The organism is Paenibacillus sp. S-38 (assembly GCF_049942825.1).
In the GTDB taxonomy this organism is placed as follows: Bacteria; Bacillota; Bacilli; order Paenibacillales; family NBRC-103111; genus Paenibacillus_G.
Genome location: NZ_CP187970.1, coordinates 3898372 through 3919980, shown reverse-complemented (window position 1 = coordinate 3919980; position 21609 = coordinate 3898372). Strand labels below are relative to the sequence as shown.

Sequence of the window (21609 nt, the reverse complement as noted above, 5' to 3'; positions counted from 1 at the left end):
TTCATTAAGGGCTGCATAAGGGACGGCGAAGCTGTTTATTTTGTAACGCTTACATTTTTGTAAACATCGGGTAAGCAAGTAAAGACATGTACGTTGTTCCATCCGCTGTTTGACTTCATAATGAAATCGTAACCAAATGAAGGAAACGAAAAAGGGGGATAACCTATGAACAAAACATCGACTTCGACAAGGCTGCGGCGCGGACTTTCCGTCATGCTGTTCACTTCGTTGGTGCTCTCGGGCTGCACGGGCGGGGACGGATCTACGGCAGATGAAAACAGCGGCGGAGACGGCGGGAAGGCGGTTGCGAACGACGGACCGTTCGGCAAATACGAACCTCCGATTGAAGTGTCGTTCGTTCGGGACCTTAGTGACGTGGTGGAGAACAACGTACTCGGTGTATTGAAGAACGAAACGCTGGAGGATAACCGTTGGTCCCGTCTCTATGAAAAAGAGCTTGGCATCAAAATGAAATATGACTGGATCGTGAAGGGCAGTCCAACTTCGGATCAATACTTGCAGAAAATCAACGTAACGCTGGCATCGGGCGATTTGCCGGACTTTATACCCGTCAATGCAACGCAGCTGAAACAACTGGCAGATTCCGACCAGATCGAAGATGTGGAGGCCATTTACGAAAAATACGCTTCTCCGATGACCAAAGAGGTGTTGAAGCAGGAAGGCTCCAGTCCGTTCGATGCCGTAACGCTGGACGGAAAGCTCATGGCGATTCCTCAGGTCGAATCTTCGATCGAGCGGGCGATGTTCATCTGGATTCGTACGGATTGGCTCGAGAAGCTCGGCTTGCAGCCGCCGAAGACGACGGCAGACGTGCTGGCGATTTCGAAAGCGTTCGCGGAGAAGGACCCCGACGGCAACGGGCAGAAGGATTCGTTCGGACTTGGTGTTACCAAAGATCTATGGGGCGGGGCGATGGGACTGGAGGGCTTCATGGCCGGTTACAAGGCCTACCCGAACATCTGGATCGAGAACAGCTCCGGCAAGCTGGAGTTCGGCGGCATCCAGCCGGAAGTCCGGAAGGCGCTGCAGGCACTGCAAACCATGGCCAAGAACGGAGAGATCGACAAGGAGTTCGGCATCAAGGACGGAGGCAAAGTATCGGAGCAAATTTCCGCCGGCAAGATCGGCATGGAATACGGCGAGCAGTGGAACTCGATCTGGCCGCTCCAGCTGAACCGGGACAACGATCCGAAGGCCCAATGGCAGGCGTTCCCGATCGTCTCGGAATCCGGGGAAACGCCGAAGGTGCCGCTTAAATTCAGCACGACCCGGTTCTGGGCCGTGAAGAAAGGTGCCAAGCATCCCGAGGCGCTCGTGAAGCTGTTCAACATGCATCTCGAGAAAAACTGGGGCGAGACGGAAGAATTCAATACATACTTCGCGCCGCCGGAAGCGGAAAGCGTATGGCAGTTGTCGCCGGTGACGCCGTATCCGCTGAAGAAGAACGTGGAAGCGTTCCGCGCGATCGATGCGGCACGCAAAGCCGGCGATAAGTCGGCATTGAAGGGCGAGGCGAAGACGATTCAGGAGAAGCTGGACATGTTCGCGTCGGGCTCTAAGGAAGGCTTTGGGCTGTGGGGCTGGGAGCGGATCTACGGTAATCAGGGCTCCATGGGCGTCGTGGACCAGTACGACAAGAATAAACAATTCCTGATGGAGAAGTTCGTAGGTGCCCCGACGCCAACGATGGTCGAAAGGGATGCGACGCTCAAGAAGCTGCAGAACCAAGTGTTCGTGAACATTATTCTTGGTGAACCGATCGAAACGTTCGATAAATTCGTCAAAGACTGGAAGCAGCTTGGCGGCGATCAGATTACGCAGGAAGTCAACGAATGGTACGCATCGAAGAAGTAATGGCGCCAGGCAGGGGCTGGAACGGCTCTTTGGTCCTCTGCTGCCATTACTTGTAGAGGACGGAGGGATTGGGTTGGGTGTAAAAATAAGGAGAGAGCTGCCGCTGCATTTCATGCTTTTGCCGGGTTTGCTGTTCATCGTGATCTTCTCGTACATTCCGATGGCCGGGATTATGATCGCGTTTCAGAAGTTTATTCCCGCCAAAGGGCTGTTCGGGAATCAGAAGTGGATCGGATGGGACAATTTTGAGTACGTCTCGAGCTTGCCGAACTTCGGGCAGGTGTTATGGAACACGTTGTTTATCGCAAGCCTGAAGCTGATTCTCGGCTTGATCGTCCCGATCGTCTTTGCGGTGCTGCTCAACGAATTGAAGAATGAATTCGTGAAGCGATCAGTACAAACGACGATTTACCTGCCGTATTTCCTGTCCTGGGTTGTCCTTGGAGGCATTCTGATCGATATTTTATCGCCTTCGGGCGGGATTATGAACAGCTTCCTGAAAGCGATTGGACTTCCGGAAGTGTTTTTCCTCGGCGATAACCACTGGTTTCCGGGCACGCTCATCGTCTCCGATGTTTGGAAAAACTTCGGTTACGGTACGATCGTCTATTTGGCGGCCATCACGAATATCGATCCAGGGTTGTATGAAGCGGCTACGATCGACGGTGCGAACCGCTGGCACAAAATCTGGCATATCACCCTTCCGGGGATGCGAATGGTCATTGTCCTGCTCTCGGTGCTGAGCCTCGGGCAGCTGCTGAACGCAGGATTCGATCAAGTGTTCAACCTGTACAGCCCCCAGGTATACGAGAGCGGAGATATCCTCGATACGTTCGTCTACCGGATCGGCCTACTGGACGCGCAGTACGGTGTTGCGACGGCGGTTGGATTCTTCAAGTCGGTAGTCTCGTTGATCCTGATTTCAACTTCTTATTTCTTTGCCTACAAATTTGCGAAATACCGCATTTTCTAGAGAGGAGGGGGAGCAGTGGAGCGAACAACGGTCCAAAGGGGGTTGAACCCGGCTCTGCGGGGGCGGCGGTTTGAATGGTTCCCTGTCGTAAATACAACGTTTCTGATTCTTGTAGCCTTATTATGCATCCTGCCCCTGATTCATATTATCGCCGTGTCCTTCAGTTCGAGTGCCGCAGCGTCTGCCGGATATGTCAAGCTATGGCCGGTTGATTTTACGCTGGCGTCTTACGAGTATGCGGCAAGCCGGTCCGAATTTTGGCAATCCATGGTCGTGTCCCTAAAGCGGATTGCGATCGGCACACCACTGAATTTGTTGTTAACGATTATGGTCGCTTACCCGCTGTCCAAAGAGTCGGATGCCCTTAGATTCCGGCCGGTGTATGCGTGGACCTTCTTTCTCACTATGCTGTTCAACGGCGGGTTGATTCCCTGGTACATCACGGTCAAAGAGCTCGGCTTGCTCGATACGATCTGGGCGCTGGTTCTGCCCACGGCCGTCCCCGTGTTCAGTGTCGTCCTCCTGTTAAACTTCTTCAGAGAAGTGCCGAAGGAGTTGGAAGAAGCCGCTCTCATCGACGGCGCGAGCCACTGGACCACGCTGTGGCGTATCTATGTGCCGATCTCGAAGCCGGCGCTCGCAACGCTTGCACTTTTCTCGATGGTCGAGCATTGGAACAGCTGGTTCGACGGGCTGCTCATGATGGGCAACCCGGCCAACTATCCCCTGCAAAGTTATATCCAGACGATCGTCATTCAACAGAATTTGTCCAATATGTCCCGAGACGATATGCTGAACCTGGCGCTGATTTCCGACCGGACCTTGAAGGCATCGCAGATTTTCTTAGGCTCCCTGCCGATTATCTTGGCGTACCCGTTTCTCCAAAAATATTTTGTCAAAGGCATTGTGCTGGGCAGCGTGAAGGGATAGTGCGGGAAGTTGAGACAGACAAGTTCGTTGATTCCAAGCTATAATGTAGGAAAACTTCGGGGGCTGAGATGTTGTTCAACCATCAAGTCTTCTCGCTGCGGAATACGATATTTCTCCGCTTGATCGTTACGTTTCTTCTCATTTTGCTGCCCGTACTGTCGCTCGGTGTTTACCTGTACAACTGGCTGGTAGACACAGCCCGCGAGGATATTTCGAAGACGGCGGGTTCACAGATCGAATTCTATCTAACCGATCTCGAGAATCAAATCGAACGCATGAAGCTGCTGCAGTACAGTCTGCTCGAGGATGAGAATCTGAACACATTGGCCTTGACGTGGCAGACGCTGGGTACGATCGACCGGATGGAGCATATCAACTCTCTCGTGCAGCGGTTGTTTACGATCCAAAACAGCAGCATGTATATCAAAAATGTAAGCGTGCATATCGCGACGATCGGACGGTCGGTGTCGGCGTTGAATGGTGCGCTGCCGTTCGATGCGCAGCGCTATTACGGTATCCGCTCTGAATTCGGCCGGGGCTCTCAGGTTGTCGAGTGGAACGGGAGTTTATTTCTCAGCGCAGCCAAGCAAAGCGGAACGAGAGGCCGGGAACCGCTGTTCACGGTGGAGATCGAGCTCGACAATCAGAAATTGCAGGGAGCGCTCCACCAATTCGACACGTATGACGGCAGCGGGACGCTGCTGCTGCCCGGGCGCAGCGGGGTCGTGCTGACAAGCGGTACGGGGGCGGTCGCGCTGCAGGATTTCCCCGCGTTCTTACGCCAAGCCGAAGAGGCCCCATTATCCGATTCGCAAACCGTTACCCTCTCGGGAGAGAGGTACTACCTTGTCCGTGCAGGCTCCCCGAAGCTGGATTTCACCCTGTATCGCTTAATTCCCGAATGGGTCGTTCAGGAACCGATGGACCGGTTCTATACCTGGGCATGGCTCTTCTCGATTCTTGCGCTGTCGATGATCGCCGTGTACGCGTTGTCTACATACAAGTTCATCCACAGACCTCTTCTGACGCTCGTCAAAAGCTTCCGCCGGATGGAAAGCGGCGATTTGGATATTTTCCTCGAACGCGGGTCGAAAGACGAGTTCGGATACCTGTATGATCGGTTCAACCAGATGGTGGCGAATTTACGTTCGCTGATCGATCAAGCATACAAACAGAAAATCTTGGCTCAGCGCGCCGAACTCAAACAACTGCAATCTCAGATTAATCCGCACTTCTTGTATAACAGCTTCTTTATCCTGAGCACCATGGCGAAGACAGGCGATGTGGAGCGGGTCGAACAATTCACCCTGCTGCTGGGAAGCTACTTTCAATTTGTGACGCGCAGCGCATCGGATGAAATTACCTTGACGCAGGAGATTCGCCATGCGCGCATGTATACGGAAATTCAAGACCTTCGGTTCTCCCGAAGAATCGGAGTTCGCTTCGAACCGCTGCCGGAGGAGTTCGAAATGCTGATGGTCCCGAGACTGATCGTGCAGCCGATCATAGAGAATGCATTTGAGCACAGCTTGGAGCGCAAAGTACAGGACGGCCTCATCATCGTACGCTTCGAGACGGACGAAGAGGAAGTTCGGGTTATCGTAGAGGATAACGGTGACGGGCTTACGGAAGAAAAGCTGGCCCTGATCTCGCATGCTTTACACGATCGGGACGACAGGGCCGAGACGACCGGCATGATGAACATTCACCGCAGGGTCCGCATGACGTTCGGCAGCAACGGCGGATTGCAGGTGTCCCGCAGTGCTCTTGGAGGTCTCCAGGCAACACTCCGTCTGCCGAGAAGAAGGGGAGAAGTGGATGTATAGGTTACTGATCGTCGACGACGAGCAAATTATCACAGATGGTTTGTTCGATATTTTCAGCACTCTAGGTCTCGAGCTGGATATGTATAAAGCGTACTCGGGGCAAGAAGCTCTGCAATGGCTGCAGCGGACCCGCTTCGACATCGTTTTGTCCGACATTTCGATGCCGGGGATGGACGGTTTGGCGCTCATGGAGGTGATCCGGCAAAGCTGGCCGCGCTGTAAAGTGGTCTTTCTTACCGGTTATAACGACTTCGAGTACGTGTACCAGGCCATCCAGCACCCGGGCGTGAAATATATGCTGAAGAGCGAAGGGTACCCGAAGGTCATTGAGGCGGTAAAAGAGTCGATCAAGGAAGTTGAGGACGAACTGCGGATCCTCAGTCTTCTTCAGCAGTCCAGAACGCAATCCGATACCATCGAGACTTTGGCGCAAAGCAACTATTTCCGAAACTTCCTGTACGACGCTCCGGGCAACGAGTCCGTAGCGGAAGACTTCCGGAGGCTGAACATTCGGCTGAATCCGGAGGCGCCTGTGATCGTCGCACTAGGTTCCTTGACGCACTCGGGCGGGAAATCCTCTCGTACTTACAGACAGGAGCGGGCGCTCGCCGTTAAGATGCTGTCCGATACGTTCTTCGCCGGGCAGGCAGCGAGCGTCGGGTTTATTGATCGGTACGACGACTTGGTTTGGCTTGTACAGCCGTCATCTTCCCGGACTCACGAAGAGACCGTCCGTTTCCTGGAGGGAATGTTCGAGCTCATTCTGCAATCCTGCCTGGATTCATTGCAGATGACCGTAGCGGTGGCCCTCGCGGGCGAGCCTGCGAACTGGGATCGGATCCCTTCCGTATATGAGAAATTGAGAGAACAGCAGCATTACCGGGCGGGCGACGGGACGCGTATGATTCAGAGGGTGGATTTGTTCGCAGCCGATCCCATTCCTGATCTCCGGGAACGCACTCCGCGGGATAAAGCCGAGGCATTAACGGTGCACTTGGAAAGCGGCAGGAAAGAGGAATTCCTTGAATTATTTGATGAGCTTGCAGAGCCGGTCCGTACGGGAAGAGCCCGGGCCGCATACGTAACAGAGCTGTATTATACGATCGCGCTAATTCTGCTTTCGCATGTGAATCGTTGGGAGCTGCGTGAGAAGATTGGTGCGGACGTGCTCATGCAGGCGGAGCTCTATCCGACCTGGACCGAGCGTTTCACGCACTTGCGGGGTGCAGCGGAAGCGATCTTTTCGGCAAGGCAGCATGGAGAGCAGAACCGGGCGTCCGCAGCGATCGATAAAATATGCGCCTACATCGGGGAACATATCAGCGAGGATCTTTCCCTTGTTCGTTTGGCGGAAGTGATCCATTTTAACCCCTCGTATCTGTCCCGATTGTTTAAGCTGGAGCGAGGTATGAACTTATCCGAATATATTGAGGAAACGAGACTGGCGGCGGCGAAAGAGATGCTGCGGTCAGGCGAGCTGAAAATTGCGGAAGTGGGAGCGAAGATCGGTTATGAAGCGGCACATTCCTTCACCCGATTTTTTAAGAAATGGACCGGCTTAACGCCTCAGGATTATCGCGAAGGGGTACGTACTTGAAGATTGCGAGGAGGAGCATGTTATGGAACAAGGAAAAACGTTATGTCTGCACCCGATCATGATGAAGCTGGCTGCTGCAGCATTGATGTTCACGTCTTCGCTGGCCGTGTCGCCTGTCGTCTCTGCAGCCGCGGCGGGCGGTGAGCCTGCATTACAACACGATGGCCCCCCTTCGAAACCGCCAAAAGGACCTGGAAAAGTTCATGTAGACAAGAACGGATTCGATCCCCAGGGAAGAATGGTTGCCTATTTCGGCTCGCCGGTCATTGACGGTCAAGTGGATCATGAATGGAAGAAGGCGCCTGCGGTGGCCCCGAAGCACGGATCCGTCGATCCCGGCACTTCAGCGACGTTTAAAGCGTTATGGGATGATCGTGCGCTGTACATCCTGGCGGAAGTCAAAGATAATCACCTGTCCGTACAATCCGGAACGCCTTACATGCAGGATTCAGTGGAAATATTCCTGGACGAGAACAATGACAAGACACAGGAATATCAGGTGGATGATTTGCATATTCGCACAAACTATGAAAATGTGCTGACCGTGGACAACGGAGATGCCGAGCAATATTATACCGCAGCGACAAAAGTGGAAGGCGGGTATGTCGTTGAGGCCAGAATTGCTCTCGACTCCATACCGGAGAATGGAAAGGTGCTGGGCATCGAGCTGCAGATTAATGATGCCAAAGGACCTGAGCGAATCGGCAGCCTTAATTTGTTCGATTCATCCGGCAGCGCTTGGAAGGATACGAGTACATTCGGTGAAATTTTGCTTGCCGGCAAGACCAGAGGGGACGTTAGCGGACAGAACCCATATGATCTCCTCAATTTAATTCGGAGTTCGCTGCGACTGGAGTTTACGCTTTATAAGAATTCAAATATCGTAAAGGATGCGGTCTTTAAAGCAACTGAAAGCGCTCTCCTCACCGATAAAACCACGCAAGCCCGGCTGGATGAACAATATGCTGCTTTAAAGGATGCGATAGGTAAGCTGGAAATGACCGAAGAAGCGGCAAATGAGAAGTATTTCAAAGCCGTTCCGGATGCATACCGGATGGAGAGCAATAAACCGGGAACGATTGAAAGCCTGTCGTACTCAACACCGAATTTGACCCAGGGTACAGACGAGAAGAAGCTGAACGTTTATCTTCCGAATGGTTATGATGCCGCCGATCCGGGCAAGAAATATAATGTGCTTTATCTGATGCATGGCGGCGGCGAGAATGAGAATCTGATCTTTGGCGGACCCGGTCAGAGCAAAGAGTTAAAGAAAATCCTGGACCATATGATTGAAAAGGGTGACATTGAACCGCTTATTGTAGTAACGCCTTCCTTCTATGGCGGCAAAAATGAGCCCGCTCACTTCCACGAGGAACTAATCGAAGACATTGTTCCGTTAGTGGAAACCAAGTATCATACCTATGCCAAATCCGCAAGCTTGGAGGATATCAAAGCATCCAGAGCCCATCGGGCATTTGGAGGGTTCTCCATGGGGTCCGTTACGACTTGGTACACCTTGGTCCATTGCTTGGATTATATCAAGTATTATCTGCCGCTGAGCGGTGATAGCTGGGTCATGGGCCAAGCCGGCGGCGGCAGCAAGCCAGTGGAGACGGCGGAGTATCTTGCGGGTGCGGCAAGAGAATCCGGTTATACGCCCCAGGAATACTATATTTTCAGTGCCACAGGCAGCTTGGATATCGCGTACCCGAACTTGAAGCCTCAGATCGAGGCGATGAAACAAATCAAGGATACCTTCATCTATTCCTCCGATAGGAATAAAGGAAATTTCTACTTCATCGTAGCCGATGGGGGTACACATGCCTGGAATTGGGTGAACCAGTATATTTACGATATCCTGCCGGATTTATTTGTTAACGAAGAGTAACCGGAACACCATGGGTTGAGCACCCCTGCGGTGTGTCCCTCTACCGGGTCGTCGAGCGAATCTGGAACCGGCTGCCTGATGATAAACCTTTGTTTGTTGAATGCCTTAGATAAGACCCGGGCCGTAATGGCCGGGGTCTTATTCCTATGAGGCCTTAAAATGATCGGCTGGGGATTCATTCAAGGATGGTCTACCGGCCGGCCGAACGATCTCCCTTTGGCATCGGTTATAGCCAGGATGCACCTTCAATAAAGGGTAGGAATTGGAGGGCAAGCAACAACATCTATTATTCTTGGATCAATGCCATAGAACATCCAAAATGCTCCATTCCATCTATATCCTGAAACTTCACCGTACTCTACACGAGTTGGATAAAACCAGAACTGGTCTCCATTCAGCAGCCAGACATAGGTGAACTCATATAAACAGTCAACTACATAGGATACCTCAGGCTTTGGGGGAATGAATGCAGGTGGAGGAGATTGCGGTTGTCTCATGGGAACCAGCGGTTGCGGGATAAAAAACATTAAAATCCACTTCCTTTGTAAGAAGGTTATATTTAATCGCAGCTTATGCTATGTGGGTAAATAACCATTTGCATGTGCATGTGCCTAACTAACTCCGGCTGAACAATAAAGTGATCTGATTGGCTATATATTCAGAGCTAAAGTGAATGCCGTCTTTGATCCACCACAGAATAATTCCCAGGATTAATGCTGCTCTAATTTCGACTGACACATAATTGCCGGTTCCCTCCGTTAGCCTCTTCGTTATTCTCGTTTCAATCAGATTTTTCAAAAGCTGAAACAAACTCGCTTCAAAACTCTTGTGGTGGAACTCCCACTCCTATTCGTTCACAATTTTGCAGGATTGTCAGGCGGTGATCACAGTGGTAAGATTATGACTGATTAGTCAGTCACATCGAAATTGGGAGTGTGGATGAGCGTGGGTACTCCTCATGTTAAGCTGATGGGCGTTATATTATCTTCGGTACTGATGGCGGCCGGGTGCGGCGGCCCCAAAACCGAGCCATCTTCGAATGCTGCAGTGGATACTGCCTCCAAGGTGGTCCGAGCAGCGAATGTACAGAATATCACGTGGGAGGAACAGGCGGCGCTCGCCGGCGAAGTCACGCCGTTCCTAGAGCTCGACGTTACGTCCAAAGTCAGCGGTGACATTACCAAAGTGCTGAAACAACGGGGGGATGCCGTCACCAAAGACGAGACCATCCTGGAGGTCGAGAAGATCGATATGAACCGAGAGAAGGAGAAGGTGGATGCCGCCCTGATGAGCGCCACGGAGCAGCTCGACAAAGCCAGGAAGGATCTGGCCGACGCCAAGAAAGAAATCGATCTCTCCATTGCCAAAGCGGACCTCTCCCTGGCGGAACTCGAACGGGACTACGCCAAGCTCCGCAATCAATATGACGAAGGCCTCATCGAGAAGAACGAGCTCCGGTCCATGGAGACCCGCCTGGAGCAGGCCAAGCTCGACCTGGAGCTGCTGCACGACAAGAAGCGGACGCTGGAGACCAGCAATCCGCTCAGCCAGGCCGAGTACCAGCTCCGTTCGGCTCAGCTATCCCTGGAAGAATGGCAGCGGTCGATGACCTATTATGATGTCAAGTCGCCCATCAGCGGCGTGCTGACCTATATGCCCATGGAGGCAGGCATGACCCTTCAACCGGGCCTGCAGGTGGCCAAGGTCCAGCAGCAGGATAAAGTCAAGATCAAAGCGCAGCTTACGGAAGCCTATTGGCAGGCTGTCCAAGGGCAGGAGAAGATGAGCTTTGTTCAGCCGGGCGCCGGCGATGCGTTCGAAGGGAAGGTTGTCTATTTATCTTCCACGGCGGACCCGCAGACGAAGACCTTCGAGCTTCAGCTTCAGGCCGATAACCCGGAAGGCAAACTGAAGCCGGGAACCCGGGTGCAGCTGAACCTCACCCAATCGGCCGCTGCGCCTTCACTGGTCGTACCGCTCGAAACCGTGATGGAAGAGAACGGCTCCTCTTTTGTCTACATCGTCAAAGAGGATCATGTGGAGAAGCGTCCGGTACAGACCGGACGGGTGAAAAACAAGCTTCAGGAGATTGTCTCCGGCCTGGACGGCAGCGAGCGGATCGTCACGCAGGGACAGCTGCGTCTGAAGGACGGCGAGCGTGTGACCGTCGCTGGACAATAACACAAAAGAGGTACGGGAAAATGCCAAAAGACAATGAACTGACCAAGCAGAAGCTGCTCGATGCCGCACTAGAGATGTTCACGGAGAAGGGCTACCACGAAACGAAGGTGTCGGACATCGTCAAGCGGGCAGGTGTTGCGCAGGGCACGTTTTATCTCTACTTTCAATCCAAGGAGACCATCTTCACCTCCATTATTCAAAAAACCAACCAAGCGGTCCTCGAGCAGGTGGAGACGATCTTCTCCGATCAGGTGAGCCCGGACATGCCGAAGGAGGACCTGAAGGGGAAGCTGTTCGAGACGATCTCCAAATGCATGTCCCTGTACCGCAGCCACAGGGGGATCATGTATCTGCTTCGGGTGCACGGTGCGTCGCATTTCCCGGAGGCCGAGAAGGTGGCGGCGGATTGCGAGCGCAGCTTCCTCGAGATCATCATGAAGCTGTTCCGCAAGTTCAACCTGTTCCCGGACTATGACCCGTTCGAGTTCGAGGTGGCGGCCCAAGCCATTGACGGCCTGCTGAACGAAACCTGCATGAAGTATGTGATTCTGAAAGAATCGACCGAAGCGGATGTGGAGAAGATTGCCCGCGTCGTGACGGGGATGATCTATGACATGACGATCGGAAGAGAGAACGCCTAAAGCGGAGGGAAGAGCACTGATGATCGGCAAGGCACTGAGATACCGCAAAATTACGATGATGTTCATGCTGATCGCCACCGTTGTGGGAGCCGCTAACTTCATGGGTCTGCAGCAGCGGGAAAATCCCGAAATTACAGCGACCGTGGCCAGTGTCCGCACGCTGTACCCGGGAGCGTCTCCCGATAAGGTCGAGCAGCTCGTCACGAAGAAGCTCGAAGACAAGATCAGCGAGATGGATAACATTCTGAAGCTGACCTCCACGTCGCAGGAGAGCGTGTCCTCCATCGTGGTGGAGCTGGTCCCAGGCTCGGATGCGGAGCAGTCGTGGGACACCCTCCGGCAGAAGGTCCAGACTGCTGAGGCGGAGCTGCCCGATGACGCGGAGGCGCCTGTGATGAACACGAATCTGACGGAGATTTCCGAACAGATTCTGCATCTTGTCGTAGACAGTACGGATCAATTCGAAGCCCTGAGGCCCTTGACGGACAACTGGAAGGAGCAGCTGCAAACCGTCTCCGGCGTCTCCAGTGTGGAGGTCATCGGTCTGCCCGAGCGGCAGATCCGCGTGGAGCTGAATGCGGCGAAGCTCGAAACTTACAGGCTGCATTGGGGAACCTTGTCCCAGGCCCTTCAAAATTCCAGGGAACGCGTTCCGATCGGTACCGTGGATCAGGCCAATCAACGGCAGTATGTGCAGCTGACGGGAGAGTGGAGCTCGCCGGGCGAGGTCGCTGAAACCGTGATCTACCGCAGCCCGGCGGCCGGCTCGTCGCTGACGTTGAAGGATGTGGCGGAGGTGACACTGGCTCCCAAAAAGCTGGAGCAGCGCATCTTCTATAACGGCAAGCCGGCCATCGATCTCGTCATCAAGGCTCAAAAAGGGGGCGATATTCCGGATCTGCAGGACCGTATCGATGCGAAGATGGAGGCATTAAAGCCGCAGCTGCCCAGCGATGTGGAGCTGGTCTCCGCCTTTAACCAGAAACAGAATGTGCAGCATCTCTTCAGCGATCTGGGAAAAGAGCTGCTGATCGGCATTGCGGCTGTTATCGTCGTATGCTCGCTGGGCTTGACCCTCGGCACCTCCCTGCTCGTGTCCGCCGCGATTCCCTTGTCGATTCTGATTGGGCTGATCCCCATGAAGCTGTTCGGCGTGGATCTCAACCAGATCTCGATCGTGGCCCTGGTCATTGTGCTTGGGATCCTGGTCGACGATGCCATTGTGGTCAACGATAATATCGAACGCCGGCTTGAGCTCGGGGACTCGCCGGCGAAGGCCTCTTTGCTGGGGAGTAAGGAAGTAGGGGTTTCCATCTTGACGGCCACCGTTGCCACAGCGTCTGCTTTCTTCCCGCTGTACTTTCTGAAAGGCAATATCGGCGACTTCATCCGGCCCATCCCGCTCGTCATCACGAGCACCCTGCTGGTATCGATGATGATGTCACTGACCGTCGTACCGATTGTGCGGCAGTGGGAACAGGAGCGCAGACGCAAAAAGGGCAGCGCTGCCGAAGAGCAGAAGCGCCGGTCTCCGGGGCTTCTGGGACGTCAATTCCACCGTCTGAGCACGGTCTATGAGAACCAGCTCCGACGGATCATGCGCAAACCGCTGCTGACCGGCCTGATCGCCCTGGCTGTTGGCACATCGAGCTTTGCGCTGCTGCCGCTGCTCGGCGTGCAGTATTTCCCAACCGCCGAACGGGAGGAGTTGCTCGTCGATATCGAGCTGCCTACCGGAAGCACCTTTGCGGATACGTCGGATACCGCGGCGGCGATCGGAGCATGGATCGGGAAGCAGGCCGGCGTGAAGGAAGTTTCCGTCTATGCGGGACGTTCGGCGCCCAAATTTTATTATACGGAAATGGAGAGGTACGACAGCAGGACCGGCCAAATTCTGGCCATGATCGATCAGGAGCAGGTGAATACCAAGGACCTCGTATCGTCCTGGCGCAAAGAGCTGTCCGCTCTGTACCCTGACGTCCAGATTACTCCGCGCGAGCTGGAGAATGGACCGCCGGTCGGGGCGCCGATTGCGATTCGCCTCAGCGGAACGGATCTTACCGTACTTCAGAGGCTGTCGGCCGAGGTCCAGGCGCTGATCAAGGAAACGCCGGGAGCCGTAGATGTCAGTGACGACGTCGGCAGAGCGATTCCCACGGTGCAGATGGTGCTCGATAAGGACAAAGCGAACTACTTCGGCCTGACGGAGAAAGACCTCTCGGCCACGGTTCGCTTGGCCACCGAAGGCATCAAGGTATCGGATCTGCAGTACGGCAATGAGCTGATCGATATTACGCTCTTCAGCGAACAGGGGCTTGCCGACCCGGGAGCGAACCGGAATCTGCGCAATCTGCTCATTCCCTCGCAGAATGGCGGGCTGTATCCTCTGAAGGATTTTGTGCAGCTGGAATCTTCCGAAATAATCTCGAAAATCCTGCGCTACAATCAAATGCGCACGGTGACGGTACGCTCCTACACGGACGGTGTCCTGCCGGCCGATCTCATGAAGGTGCTCCTTCCGAAGCTTGACGCGCTATCGCTTCCGGACGGCTACACAGTCAGCGTGGGGGGAGAGAACGAGGAGAGGGACCAGTCGTTTGCGGCCATCGGCCAGCTGTCGATTGTGGTTCTCATGCTCATCTTCATTATTATTGCGATCCAGTTCTATTCCTTATCGACGCCGATCCTTATCCTCTCGACGGTGTATCTTGCCCTTGGCGGAGCCTTGATCGGCTTGTTCCTCACCGGTGCGCCGATTGGCTTCATGGCCCTGATGGGGGTGGTCAGCCTGTCCGGGATGGTCGTCCGCAACGGGATCGTCCTCATCGAGTTCGTGGAGCAGGCCCGCGAAGAGCACGGCCTGGATCTGAACGAAGCCATCATTGCGGCGGGCAAGGCCCGACTTCGTCCCATTCTTCTGACGGCCGCTACCGCCGTCAGCGGCTTGATGCCCATGGCGATTGCGGGCGGCAGCTTGTGGAGGCCGATGGCTGTCTCCATCATCAGCGGGTTGATCTATTCCACCATCCTGACGCTGGTTGTCGTGCCGTCTCTTTACCGCATCTTGGCCGGGTGGAAGCTGCGCCGGTCTGTACAGCGGGAAGCCCATGAACCAAGGGAATCGCACTCGCTAAGCATGTAATCCATAGTTAATCGAAACGACACACTCGTGCAGCCGTAACAGGGAGCCGTTTGCCACAGCAGACGGCTCTCTGCTGCTATATACATTTGAAACCCTAGCGAATGGATCTTATAATGAGTGGAAGGTTAGTATTCTTTTCCAGGAGGTTTTCGTATGTCCGAATGTAAACTATCTGTCGATTATGATCAATACGAGAATGGAGTCGAAATCGTAAGTTTAATAGAAGAGCTTGCAGGCAAGGAAGAGAGCTTACAGGTTGAAAGCCTTATCATCGGCGACTGGGGCGGCGCCTACGAGAATGATTCCAGTGAAATTGTCGAAGCGCTTGTTCGGTTGAAAGACCGCTTTCCACGGCTGCGCAGCTTGTTTATCGGCGACATGTCCTCTGAAGAATGCGAGGTCTCCTGGATTAATCAATCCAACCTGGGACCGATTCTATCCGCTTACCCCGAGCTAAGCTCACTCACGATTCAAGGAAGCACAGGTCTCAGCATCGATCCTGCCCACCATGACAAGCTGGAGGAGCTTACGATCATTTGCGGCGGGCTTGGAAAAGATGTTCTTACCAGCATTAGCGAAGGCAGTTTCAAAAACCTCAAGAAGCTGGAGCTTTATCTGGGGGTTGAAAACTATGGATTTGATGGGAGCCTCGAAGATATTCTCCCGCTGATCGAGCCGGGAAAATTCCCCCAGCTTACCTATCTCGGGCTCAAAGATAGTGAAATTCAAGATGAAATTGCTATTGCAGTAGCCAATGCACCTATTCTTGATGGATTACATACGCTGGATCTTTCCCTGGGTACGTTAACAGATGCTGGAGCTGAAGCACTTATTCAGAGTGAGAAGATAAAGAAGCTGCAGCATCTTGATTTAAGTCATCACTACATGTCGGATGACATGATGAATCGTTGGAAGCAGTCAGGCCTGAGCGTAGATATCAGCGATCAGCAGGAATGGGAGGATGACGAGGATTATCGCTATCCTTCATTAACGGAATAACAATGAAATCGATGATTGTGATTGGTAACTCCGGTAATAGAAGAACGATTGGACTGCAAGCGGCAAGAGCTCGGCTGGGGTTACCCCCGGCCCTTGTTTTGAATTACATCGATGTGCTGCAGGGAAAAGCATCCTTGCATTCGATTGCACACGGTCTGGGGAAAGCGATGGATGAACCTCCGTTGCTCCGGATCGACGCGCCAGGGGAGCATTTTGATGTGGAACGTGAGCTTATAGCACTTGGCGCCCCTGATGCGGCAAGCCTCCCAATAGATGAGCGATGGCTGTGGTATAACAAGAGCGTTGTTCAGCCTATCCCTGTTAGGGATACCCTTGGTTTGAAAGAAATCAAGGGCAAGCTGTATCATCCGTCCCAGTGGTTTCGCGGGTACTGCAGGCTGTTGTCTCGATTGGACAGGGAGGCCCAGCAGCTGTGGGATAGGCCGCGATGGATGAATGCTCCTGAGGATATAGCCGCGATGTTCGATAAGCGGTACACGCACCGGATCTTATCATCCGCTGGACTGCCGGTGCCCAGAAGATTAGCTTCTCCGGAAGCCATTCCGGATTACAATACACTGCGGGATGCTATGGTAAACAAGCGGATGCACCGTCTATTTATTAAGCTGGCATCGGGTTCCGGCGCATGCGGAGTCATGGCTTACCAAGTCAATCCCGCAACAGGGGCAGAATCGGCTGTGACTACGATCGGTGTGCAGAGCTATCAAACCAGACCTCCGTTATTTTATAACGTCAAAAAGCTGGTGAACTATACAGAACGCCATGTCATCCGCCAAATCATCAACTGGTTATTGGGACATGGCGCTCATGTAGAACAATGGATTCCGAAAGCGTCTTATAGGGATCGCGCTTTCGATATTCGGCAGCTTGTAGTAGCAGGCAAGGCTTGTCACAGTATTGCCAGGGCAAGCAGAACACCGATAACGAACCTGCATCTCGACAGCGACCGACTCAGCTTGGATGTGGTAGGCCTGCCTGGCGAGCTTCAGGCTGCCGTGCGGCAATGTGCCGAACAGACGTTAGCGGCATTTCCGCAATCCACCGTTGCAGGCATCGATGTATTATTGAGCAGCAAGTCCTATCGGCCTTATGTATTGGATGCCAATCCGTTCGGTGATTTGCTATATCATAGTCATTATGAAGGACATGACCCCTATGAATGGGAAATGAGAATGGCTTCACTCCCTTCGACTATCTAATTGGAAGGGGATCCCCACCATGTTTAACATGAATGAAATTGTTGGCAGTCATGATATTCTCATGATCACACTGGATACGCTGCGCTATGACGCCGCCGTTATGGAGGAAGACAACTGCCCGAATCTGTGCGGCAGCGGATCTTGGGAAAAGCGGCACACGCCGGGCAGCTTCACTTATGCGGCGCATCACGCTTTCTTCGGCGGATTTCTGCCAACCCCGGCTACGACCGATAAGTCAGAGCATGTTCGATTGTTTCATTCGAAGAATACGGGATTCAAGGTCCATCCCTATACATGGCAATTTGACACACCGGATATCGTGTCCGGATTGCAGGTAGAGGGCTACCGTACGATCTGTATTGGCGGAGTCATCTTTTTCACGAAAAAAGTTCCGCTGGCCAAAGTGCTTCCCGGCTATTTCCAGGAAAGCTATTGGAGAATGAACTTTGGGGTTACGAATCCGCGCTCAACCGAGCATCAGGTGAACCATGCCATCAAGCTGTTGCACAAGTATGAGAAGACAGAGCGTCTGTTTCTGTTTATGAATATTTCGGCGATTCACGGGCCGAATCATTATTTTGTGCCTGGTGCGAAGAAAGATTCGGTAGAGACGCAGCGCGCGGCACTCCGATATGTTGACGGTGAGCTTGGTCGATTATTTCAGGCCTTCAGAGAACGGGACCGGCCTGTATTTTGCATGGCGTTCTCGGATCACGGCACCGCCTTCGGGGAAGATGGCTACAACGGCCACAGGCTTGCCCATGAGGTCGTGTGGAACGTGCCTTATCGCGAATTTATTTTGTAAGGTGAGAGGAGGAGCCAGAGTGAGCCACACGGTCTACTCGAATTATTTGGACATCATCCGGAGCCCGGAGGCTCTGCGCAGCTGGAAGGACAACCTGACACTAGACCCTTACCGGTCTTATCTGTACTCTTATCCGCACAAAACCTCCTATCGGGAACTCGAGACGAAGCTGCCGCTTTCCGATCTGTGGAGCCAGGAGCTGGCAGATACGTTCTTTTTATATATGCATATCCCATTTTGCGGGGCTCGCTGCGGCTTTTGCAACCTATTCACATTACCTGACAAGAGAGCCGATGTACATGCCGAATATGTGGATGCTTTGGAAAGACAAGCTGCTCAATGGGCTCCGTTCCTTCAGAATAAGCCGGTTGCCCGATTTGCGATCGGAGGCGGAACGCCGACTTTGCTCGAACCCCTCCAGCTTGACCGGTTGTTTCATATTGCTCAACATGTGATTGGCGTGGATCCCGTTCAAGCTTCCATCTCGGTAGAGACATCTCCCGAGACGGTAACCTCCGAACGCCTGGCCATCTTAAAAAACAGACAGGTGGATCGGGTCAGCATGGGCATTCAAAGCTTCATCGAGTCGGAAGCGGAAGCGATCTATCGTCCGCAGAAGCCGCAGGAAGTCGAAAGAGCTCTGGAACAGCTCAAGCAGTACCGATTTCCGATCCTTAATTTGGATTTGATTTATGGCCTTCCCGGTCAAACCCTTGATTCATGGATGTATTCGCTGGATAAAGCGCTGTCTTATGAGCCCCAGGAGATCTTTATTTATCCGCTGTACACTCGTGAGCACACGATCGTAAAACCGGAGCAGATCAGGCAGAGCGGCGAGGATCAGAGGGTAAGGTTATACCGCGCGGCGCGGGATAGCTTGCTTGCACACGGGTATACCCAGTACTCGATGCGGAGATTTGCCAAAGCCGAAGCGGGCTCGGAGAAACCGCTGCTTCCATATGGCTGCCAGGAGGAAGGGATGATCGGACTCGGCTGTGGGGCACGATCTTACACAAGATCGGTCCATTATTCCTCACGATACAGCGTAGGGCGTGCCGCTACAGCAAGCATCATTGCCGACTATGTGGCTGCAGCCGATTACACCCATGCAGATTACGGCATTGTGCTAAGCAAGGATGACCAGCAGCGCCGCTTTATCCTGAAAGCACTGCTTCATACGGAAGGCTTGGCATTGAGCAGCTATGCGGAGAGGTTCGCCTCGTCCGCTCTCGTGGATTACTCCGAGTTGAATCTGCTCGTGCATACGGAGCTTGCTGCTGTTGAGCATGAGGTACTGCGGCTGACGGAAGAAGGGCTTATGTACTCCGACGCCATCGGAGATTGGTTCATCTCGCCGGATATCCGGGCCCGCATGGAAAGCTGTGTGCTCTCATGAAAGCGACGATTTATTTCCGCGGGAGCTTAAGCTCATGCAATTACGACTGCCCGTATTGTCCTTTTAGCAAGAACACGGACAGCCAAGAGACATTGGCTAAGGACCGGCTGCAGGTGCGGACCTTTGTCGACTGGATAAGGAATCAGGAGGGGAGCGGACATCGGCTGTCCGTGTTTTTTAACCCTTATGGTGAAGGACTTACGCATCGCTGGTACAGGGAAGCCTTGGTTCAGCTGTCGCATATGCACCACGTGGATAAAGTCGCAATCCAAACCAACTTATCCGCTAAGCTCGATTGGACGAGCGATTTGAATCCGGTAACGGCTGCATTCTGGGCAACCTACCATCCCGGGCAGACGGAGGAAGAGCGGTTTGTACGGCAATGCGCCAAGCTCTACGAACAATCCATCCCGTTCAGTGTAGGCTGTGTCGGTGTCAAGAGCGCGTTCCACTCCATTTCTTCCCTAAGGAAGGCATTACCTGAAGATGTGTATCTATGGGTGAACGCCTACAAAGATAAGCGAGATTACTATTCCGCAGAAGATACAGCGTTCTTGACCCGTGTGGACCCCTATTTTGAATTGAATGCCAAGGATTATGACAGTTTGGGCAAGCCGTGCCGGGCCGGGCTTAATGTGTTTTATGTCCAAGGAGACGGACGCGTCAAGCGCTGCTATAAGGATCGGCAGGTGATCGGGAATTTGTATAAAGAGGGGCTGGAAGGAATCTCTAGAGAAAGCCCGTGCCGTATGAAGCAATGTGATTGTTATATAGGCTATATCCATATGGAGGGGCAGCCGTTCGATCCTATTTACGGAGACCGCCTGCTTGAGAGGATCGCAATTCTATCGTAAAGGGGGACAGAGCCCTTGGTCGGGACGGCAATATGGTTAACAGGGCTTCCAAGCTCCGGTAAAACAACGACGGCCATAGCTATGACAGCGGCTCTTCAGGAAAGAGGCGTTCGGGTCGAATGCTTGGACGGCGATGAGCTTAGGCGCGAGGTAGGACGAGAGCTCGGGTTCGGTAAAGAAGATCGGCTCGAAAATATTCGCCGCGCCGTCTATATCAGCAAGCTGCTGAACCGCAATGGGGTGACGACGATCATCTCTATGATTGCACCCTATTTGGAAATGCGGAACTATGCACGAGCAGAGCTGGAGTCCTACGTCGAAGTGTATGTGCATTGTCCACTAACGGAATGTATACGCAGAGATGTGAAAGGCTTATATGCCAAAGCGAGAAAAGGGGAGATCGCAGGATTTACCGGTATCTCTGATGTCTATGAACCGCCGGTGCATCCGGAAATCACGATCCATACCCACACGAACAGCGTGGAGTCGAATGTGCGCCAGATTTTGGACTTCTTAGAAATGAATAAGGGAACGAGCCGTGACAAGGCCTCCTCCAGCAGGCGGCCGGGTTAGGCAAGAAACCGGAATCGAGTAGGAGGGGGCGCCTGGCCCCCGTCCTCTCACACCCACCGTATATACGGATCCGCTTACGGCGGTTCCAAAGCTTCCCAATAGGAAATCGGAAGGGCATTGTTTGTGTTTCGAGAAAAATATGATTAATGAATCATGTCACAGATCCACAACATTCTCCATCTTAGTTTATGAAGGAATAAACAGCGAAGGAAGCTGTGTGGATGAAACAGTTTGATGTAGCAATCATTGGTGGAGGTATTATGGGTTTGGTGTCATCAATTGAATTGGCCCAATCAGGCAAGTCCGTTGTCCTCTTCGAGAAGTCCAGCCAGCTTTCCATAATAACAGGAACAAACGTAACGGAAATCGAGCATGATAAGGCCGTTCGTAAAATAAAGTTTGCTGACGGCCAGGAGATGGGCATCACGCCCCACAGTGTGATCGGGTATTTGAAAAAGTAGGGGAATAGTTCCCTTCCAAAACAAGGAGGATTTCATGGATAACAATCTGAATCCATCGTTCGAAATTGCATTTACGCGTGTCTTCAATGCCCCTCGCGAACTCGTATTCAAAGCATGGACAGAGCTCGGGCATTTCGCGAAATGGTGGGGACCAAAGGGGGTCACCCTCGAAGTCGTAAAAATGCACGCTCGATCAGCCTCTTGAAATTATGAATATCATAACGCTAGAAGAAGACGAAGGTAAAACT

General features: G+C 53.0%; 16 protein-coding genes and 2 pseudogenes. 17 read left to right on the top strand and 1 reads right to left on the bottom strand.

From position 1 onward, the window contains the following. Window positions 1–165 precede the first annotated feature (165 nt). From ACP26L_RS17970 to ACP26L_RS17945, 6 genes are all read left to right on the top strand, one after another. The gene (locus ACP26L_RS17970) at window positions 166–1875 is read left to right on the top strand and encodes an extracellular solute-binding protein (protein ID WP_426454575.1); all 1710 of its coding nucleotides are present in this window, start codon (window positions 166–168) and stop codon (window positions 1873–1875) included. Window positions 1876–1987: 112 nt separating this feature from the next. Further along, a complete protein-coding gene (locus tag ACP26L_RS17965) occupies window positions 1988–2848 on the top strand; it encodes an ABC transporter permease (protein WP_426454990.1) in 861 nt (286 codons plus the stop codon). A 15-nt stretch (window positions 2849–2863) separates the two neighbouring features. After that, window positions 2864–3778, top strand: a complete 915-nt coding sequence (locus ACP26L_RS17960) for a carbohydrate ABC transporter permease (protein ID WP_426454573.1) — start codon at window positions 2864–2866, stop codon at window positions 3776–3778. 68 nt (window positions 3779–3846) lie between these two features. Then, on the top strand, window positions 3847–5604 hold the full coding sequence (locus tag ACP26L_RS17955) for a histidine kinase (RefSeq protein ID WP_426454571.1): 1758 nt from the start codon (window positions 3847–3849) through the stop codon (window positions 5602–5604). Further along, on the top strand, window positions 5597–7201 hold the full coding sequence (locus ACP26L_RS17950) for a response regulator transcription factor (RefSeq protein ID WP_426454569.1): 1605 nt from the start codon (window positions 5597–5599) through the stop codon (window positions 7199–7201). The genes ACP26L_RS17955 and ACP26L_RS17950 overlap by 8 nt, the downstream gene beginning before the upstream one ends. Window positions 7202–7223: 22 nt before the next feature. Beyond that, window positions 7224–9089, top strand: coding sequence for a sugar-binding protein (locus ACP26L_RS17945; RefSeq protein WP_426454567.1), 1866 nt, complete (start codon window positions 7224–7226; stop codon window positions 9087–9089). 615 nt (window positions 9090–9704) lie between these two features. On the opposite strand, the pseudogene ACP26L_RS17940 reads toward ACP26L_RS17945, so the two are convergent. Further along, window positions 9705–9908 (bottom strand): annotated as a pseudogene (locus ACP26L_RS17940) (TetR-like C-terminal domain-containing protein); the annotation flags it as partial. A 150-nt stretch (window positions 9909–10058) separates the two neighbouring features. Here ACP26L_RS17940 and ACP26L_RS17935 point away from each other — a divergent pair. From ACP26L_RS17935 to ACP26L_RS17885, 11 genes and pseudogenes are all read left to right on the top strand, one after another. Then, window positions 10059–11270, top strand: a complete 1212-nt coding sequence (locus ACP26L_RS17935) for an efflux RND transporter periplasmic adaptor subunit (protein ID WP_426454565.1) — start codon at window positions 10059–10061, stop codon at window positions 11268–11270. A gap of 20 nt (window positions 11271–11290) precedes the next feature. Further along, window positions 11291–11911, top strand: coding sequence for a TetR/AcrR family transcriptional regulator (locus ACP26L_RS17930; RefSeq protein ID WP_426454563.1), 621 nt, complete (start codon window positions 11291–11293; stop codon window positions 11909–11911). Between the two features lie 19 nt (window positions 11912–11930). Beyond that, entirely contained in the window at window positions 11931–15053 is a 3123-nt protein-coding gene (locus tag ACP26L_RS17925) for an efflux RND transporter permease subunit (RefSeq protein ID WP_426454561.1), read from the top strand. 153 nt (window positions 15054–15206) lie between these two features. Next, window positions 15207–16052, top strand: coding sequence for an STM4015 family protein (locus ACP26L_RS17920; protein WP_426454559.1), 846 nt, complete (start codon window positions 15207–15209; stop codon window positions 16050–16052). A 2-nt stretch (window positions 16053–16054) separates the two neighbouring features. After that, window positions 16055–17272 carry an STM4014 family protein gene (locus tag ACP26L_RS17915; RefSeq protein ID WP_426454558.1) on the top strand — a complete coding sequence of 406 codons (1218 nt, stop codon included), beginning with the start codon at window positions 16055–16057 and terminating at the stop codon, window positions 17270–17272. A gap of 19 nt (window positions 17273–17291) precedes the next feature. Continuing rightward, entirely contained in the window at window positions 17292–18077 is a 786-nt protein-coding gene (locus ACP26L_RS17910) for an STM4013/SEN3800 family hydrolase (RefSeq protein ID WP_426454555.1), read from the top strand. Window positions 18078–18096: 19 nt separating this feature from the next. Then, window positions 18097–19473, top strand: coding sequence for an STM4012 family radical SAM protein (locus tag ACP26L_RS17905; protein WP_426454554.1), 1377 nt, complete (start codon window positions 18097–18099; stop codon window positions 19471–19473). Beyond that, window positions 19470–20327, top strand: a complete 858-nt coding sequence (locus ACP26L_RS17900; RefSeq protein ID WP_426454552.1) for an STM4011 family radical SAM protein — start codon at window positions 19470–19472, stop codon at window positions 20325–20327. The genes ACP26L_RS17905 and ACP26L_RS17900 overlap by 4 nt, the downstream gene beginning before the upstream one ends. A gap of 15 nt (window positions 20328–20342) precedes the next feature. Further along, entirely contained in the window at window positions 20343–20900 is a 558-nt protein-coding gene (gene cysC, locus ACP26L_RS17895) for an adenylyl-sulfate kinase (protein ID WP_426454550.1), read from the top strand. A 221-nt stretch (window positions 20901–21121) separates the two neighbouring features. Then, a pseudogene (locus ACP26L_RS17890) lies at window positions 21122–21232 on the top strand (FAD-dependent oxidoreductase); the annotation flags it as partial. Window positions 21233–21395: 163 nt separating this feature from the next. After that, window positions 21396–21566, top strand: a complete 171-nt coding sequence (locus tag ACP26L_RS17885) for an SRPBCC domain-containing protein (RefSeq protein WP_426454548.1) — start codon at window positions 21396–21398, stop codon at window positions 21564–21566. Window positions 21567–21609: the final 43 nt, after the last annotated feature.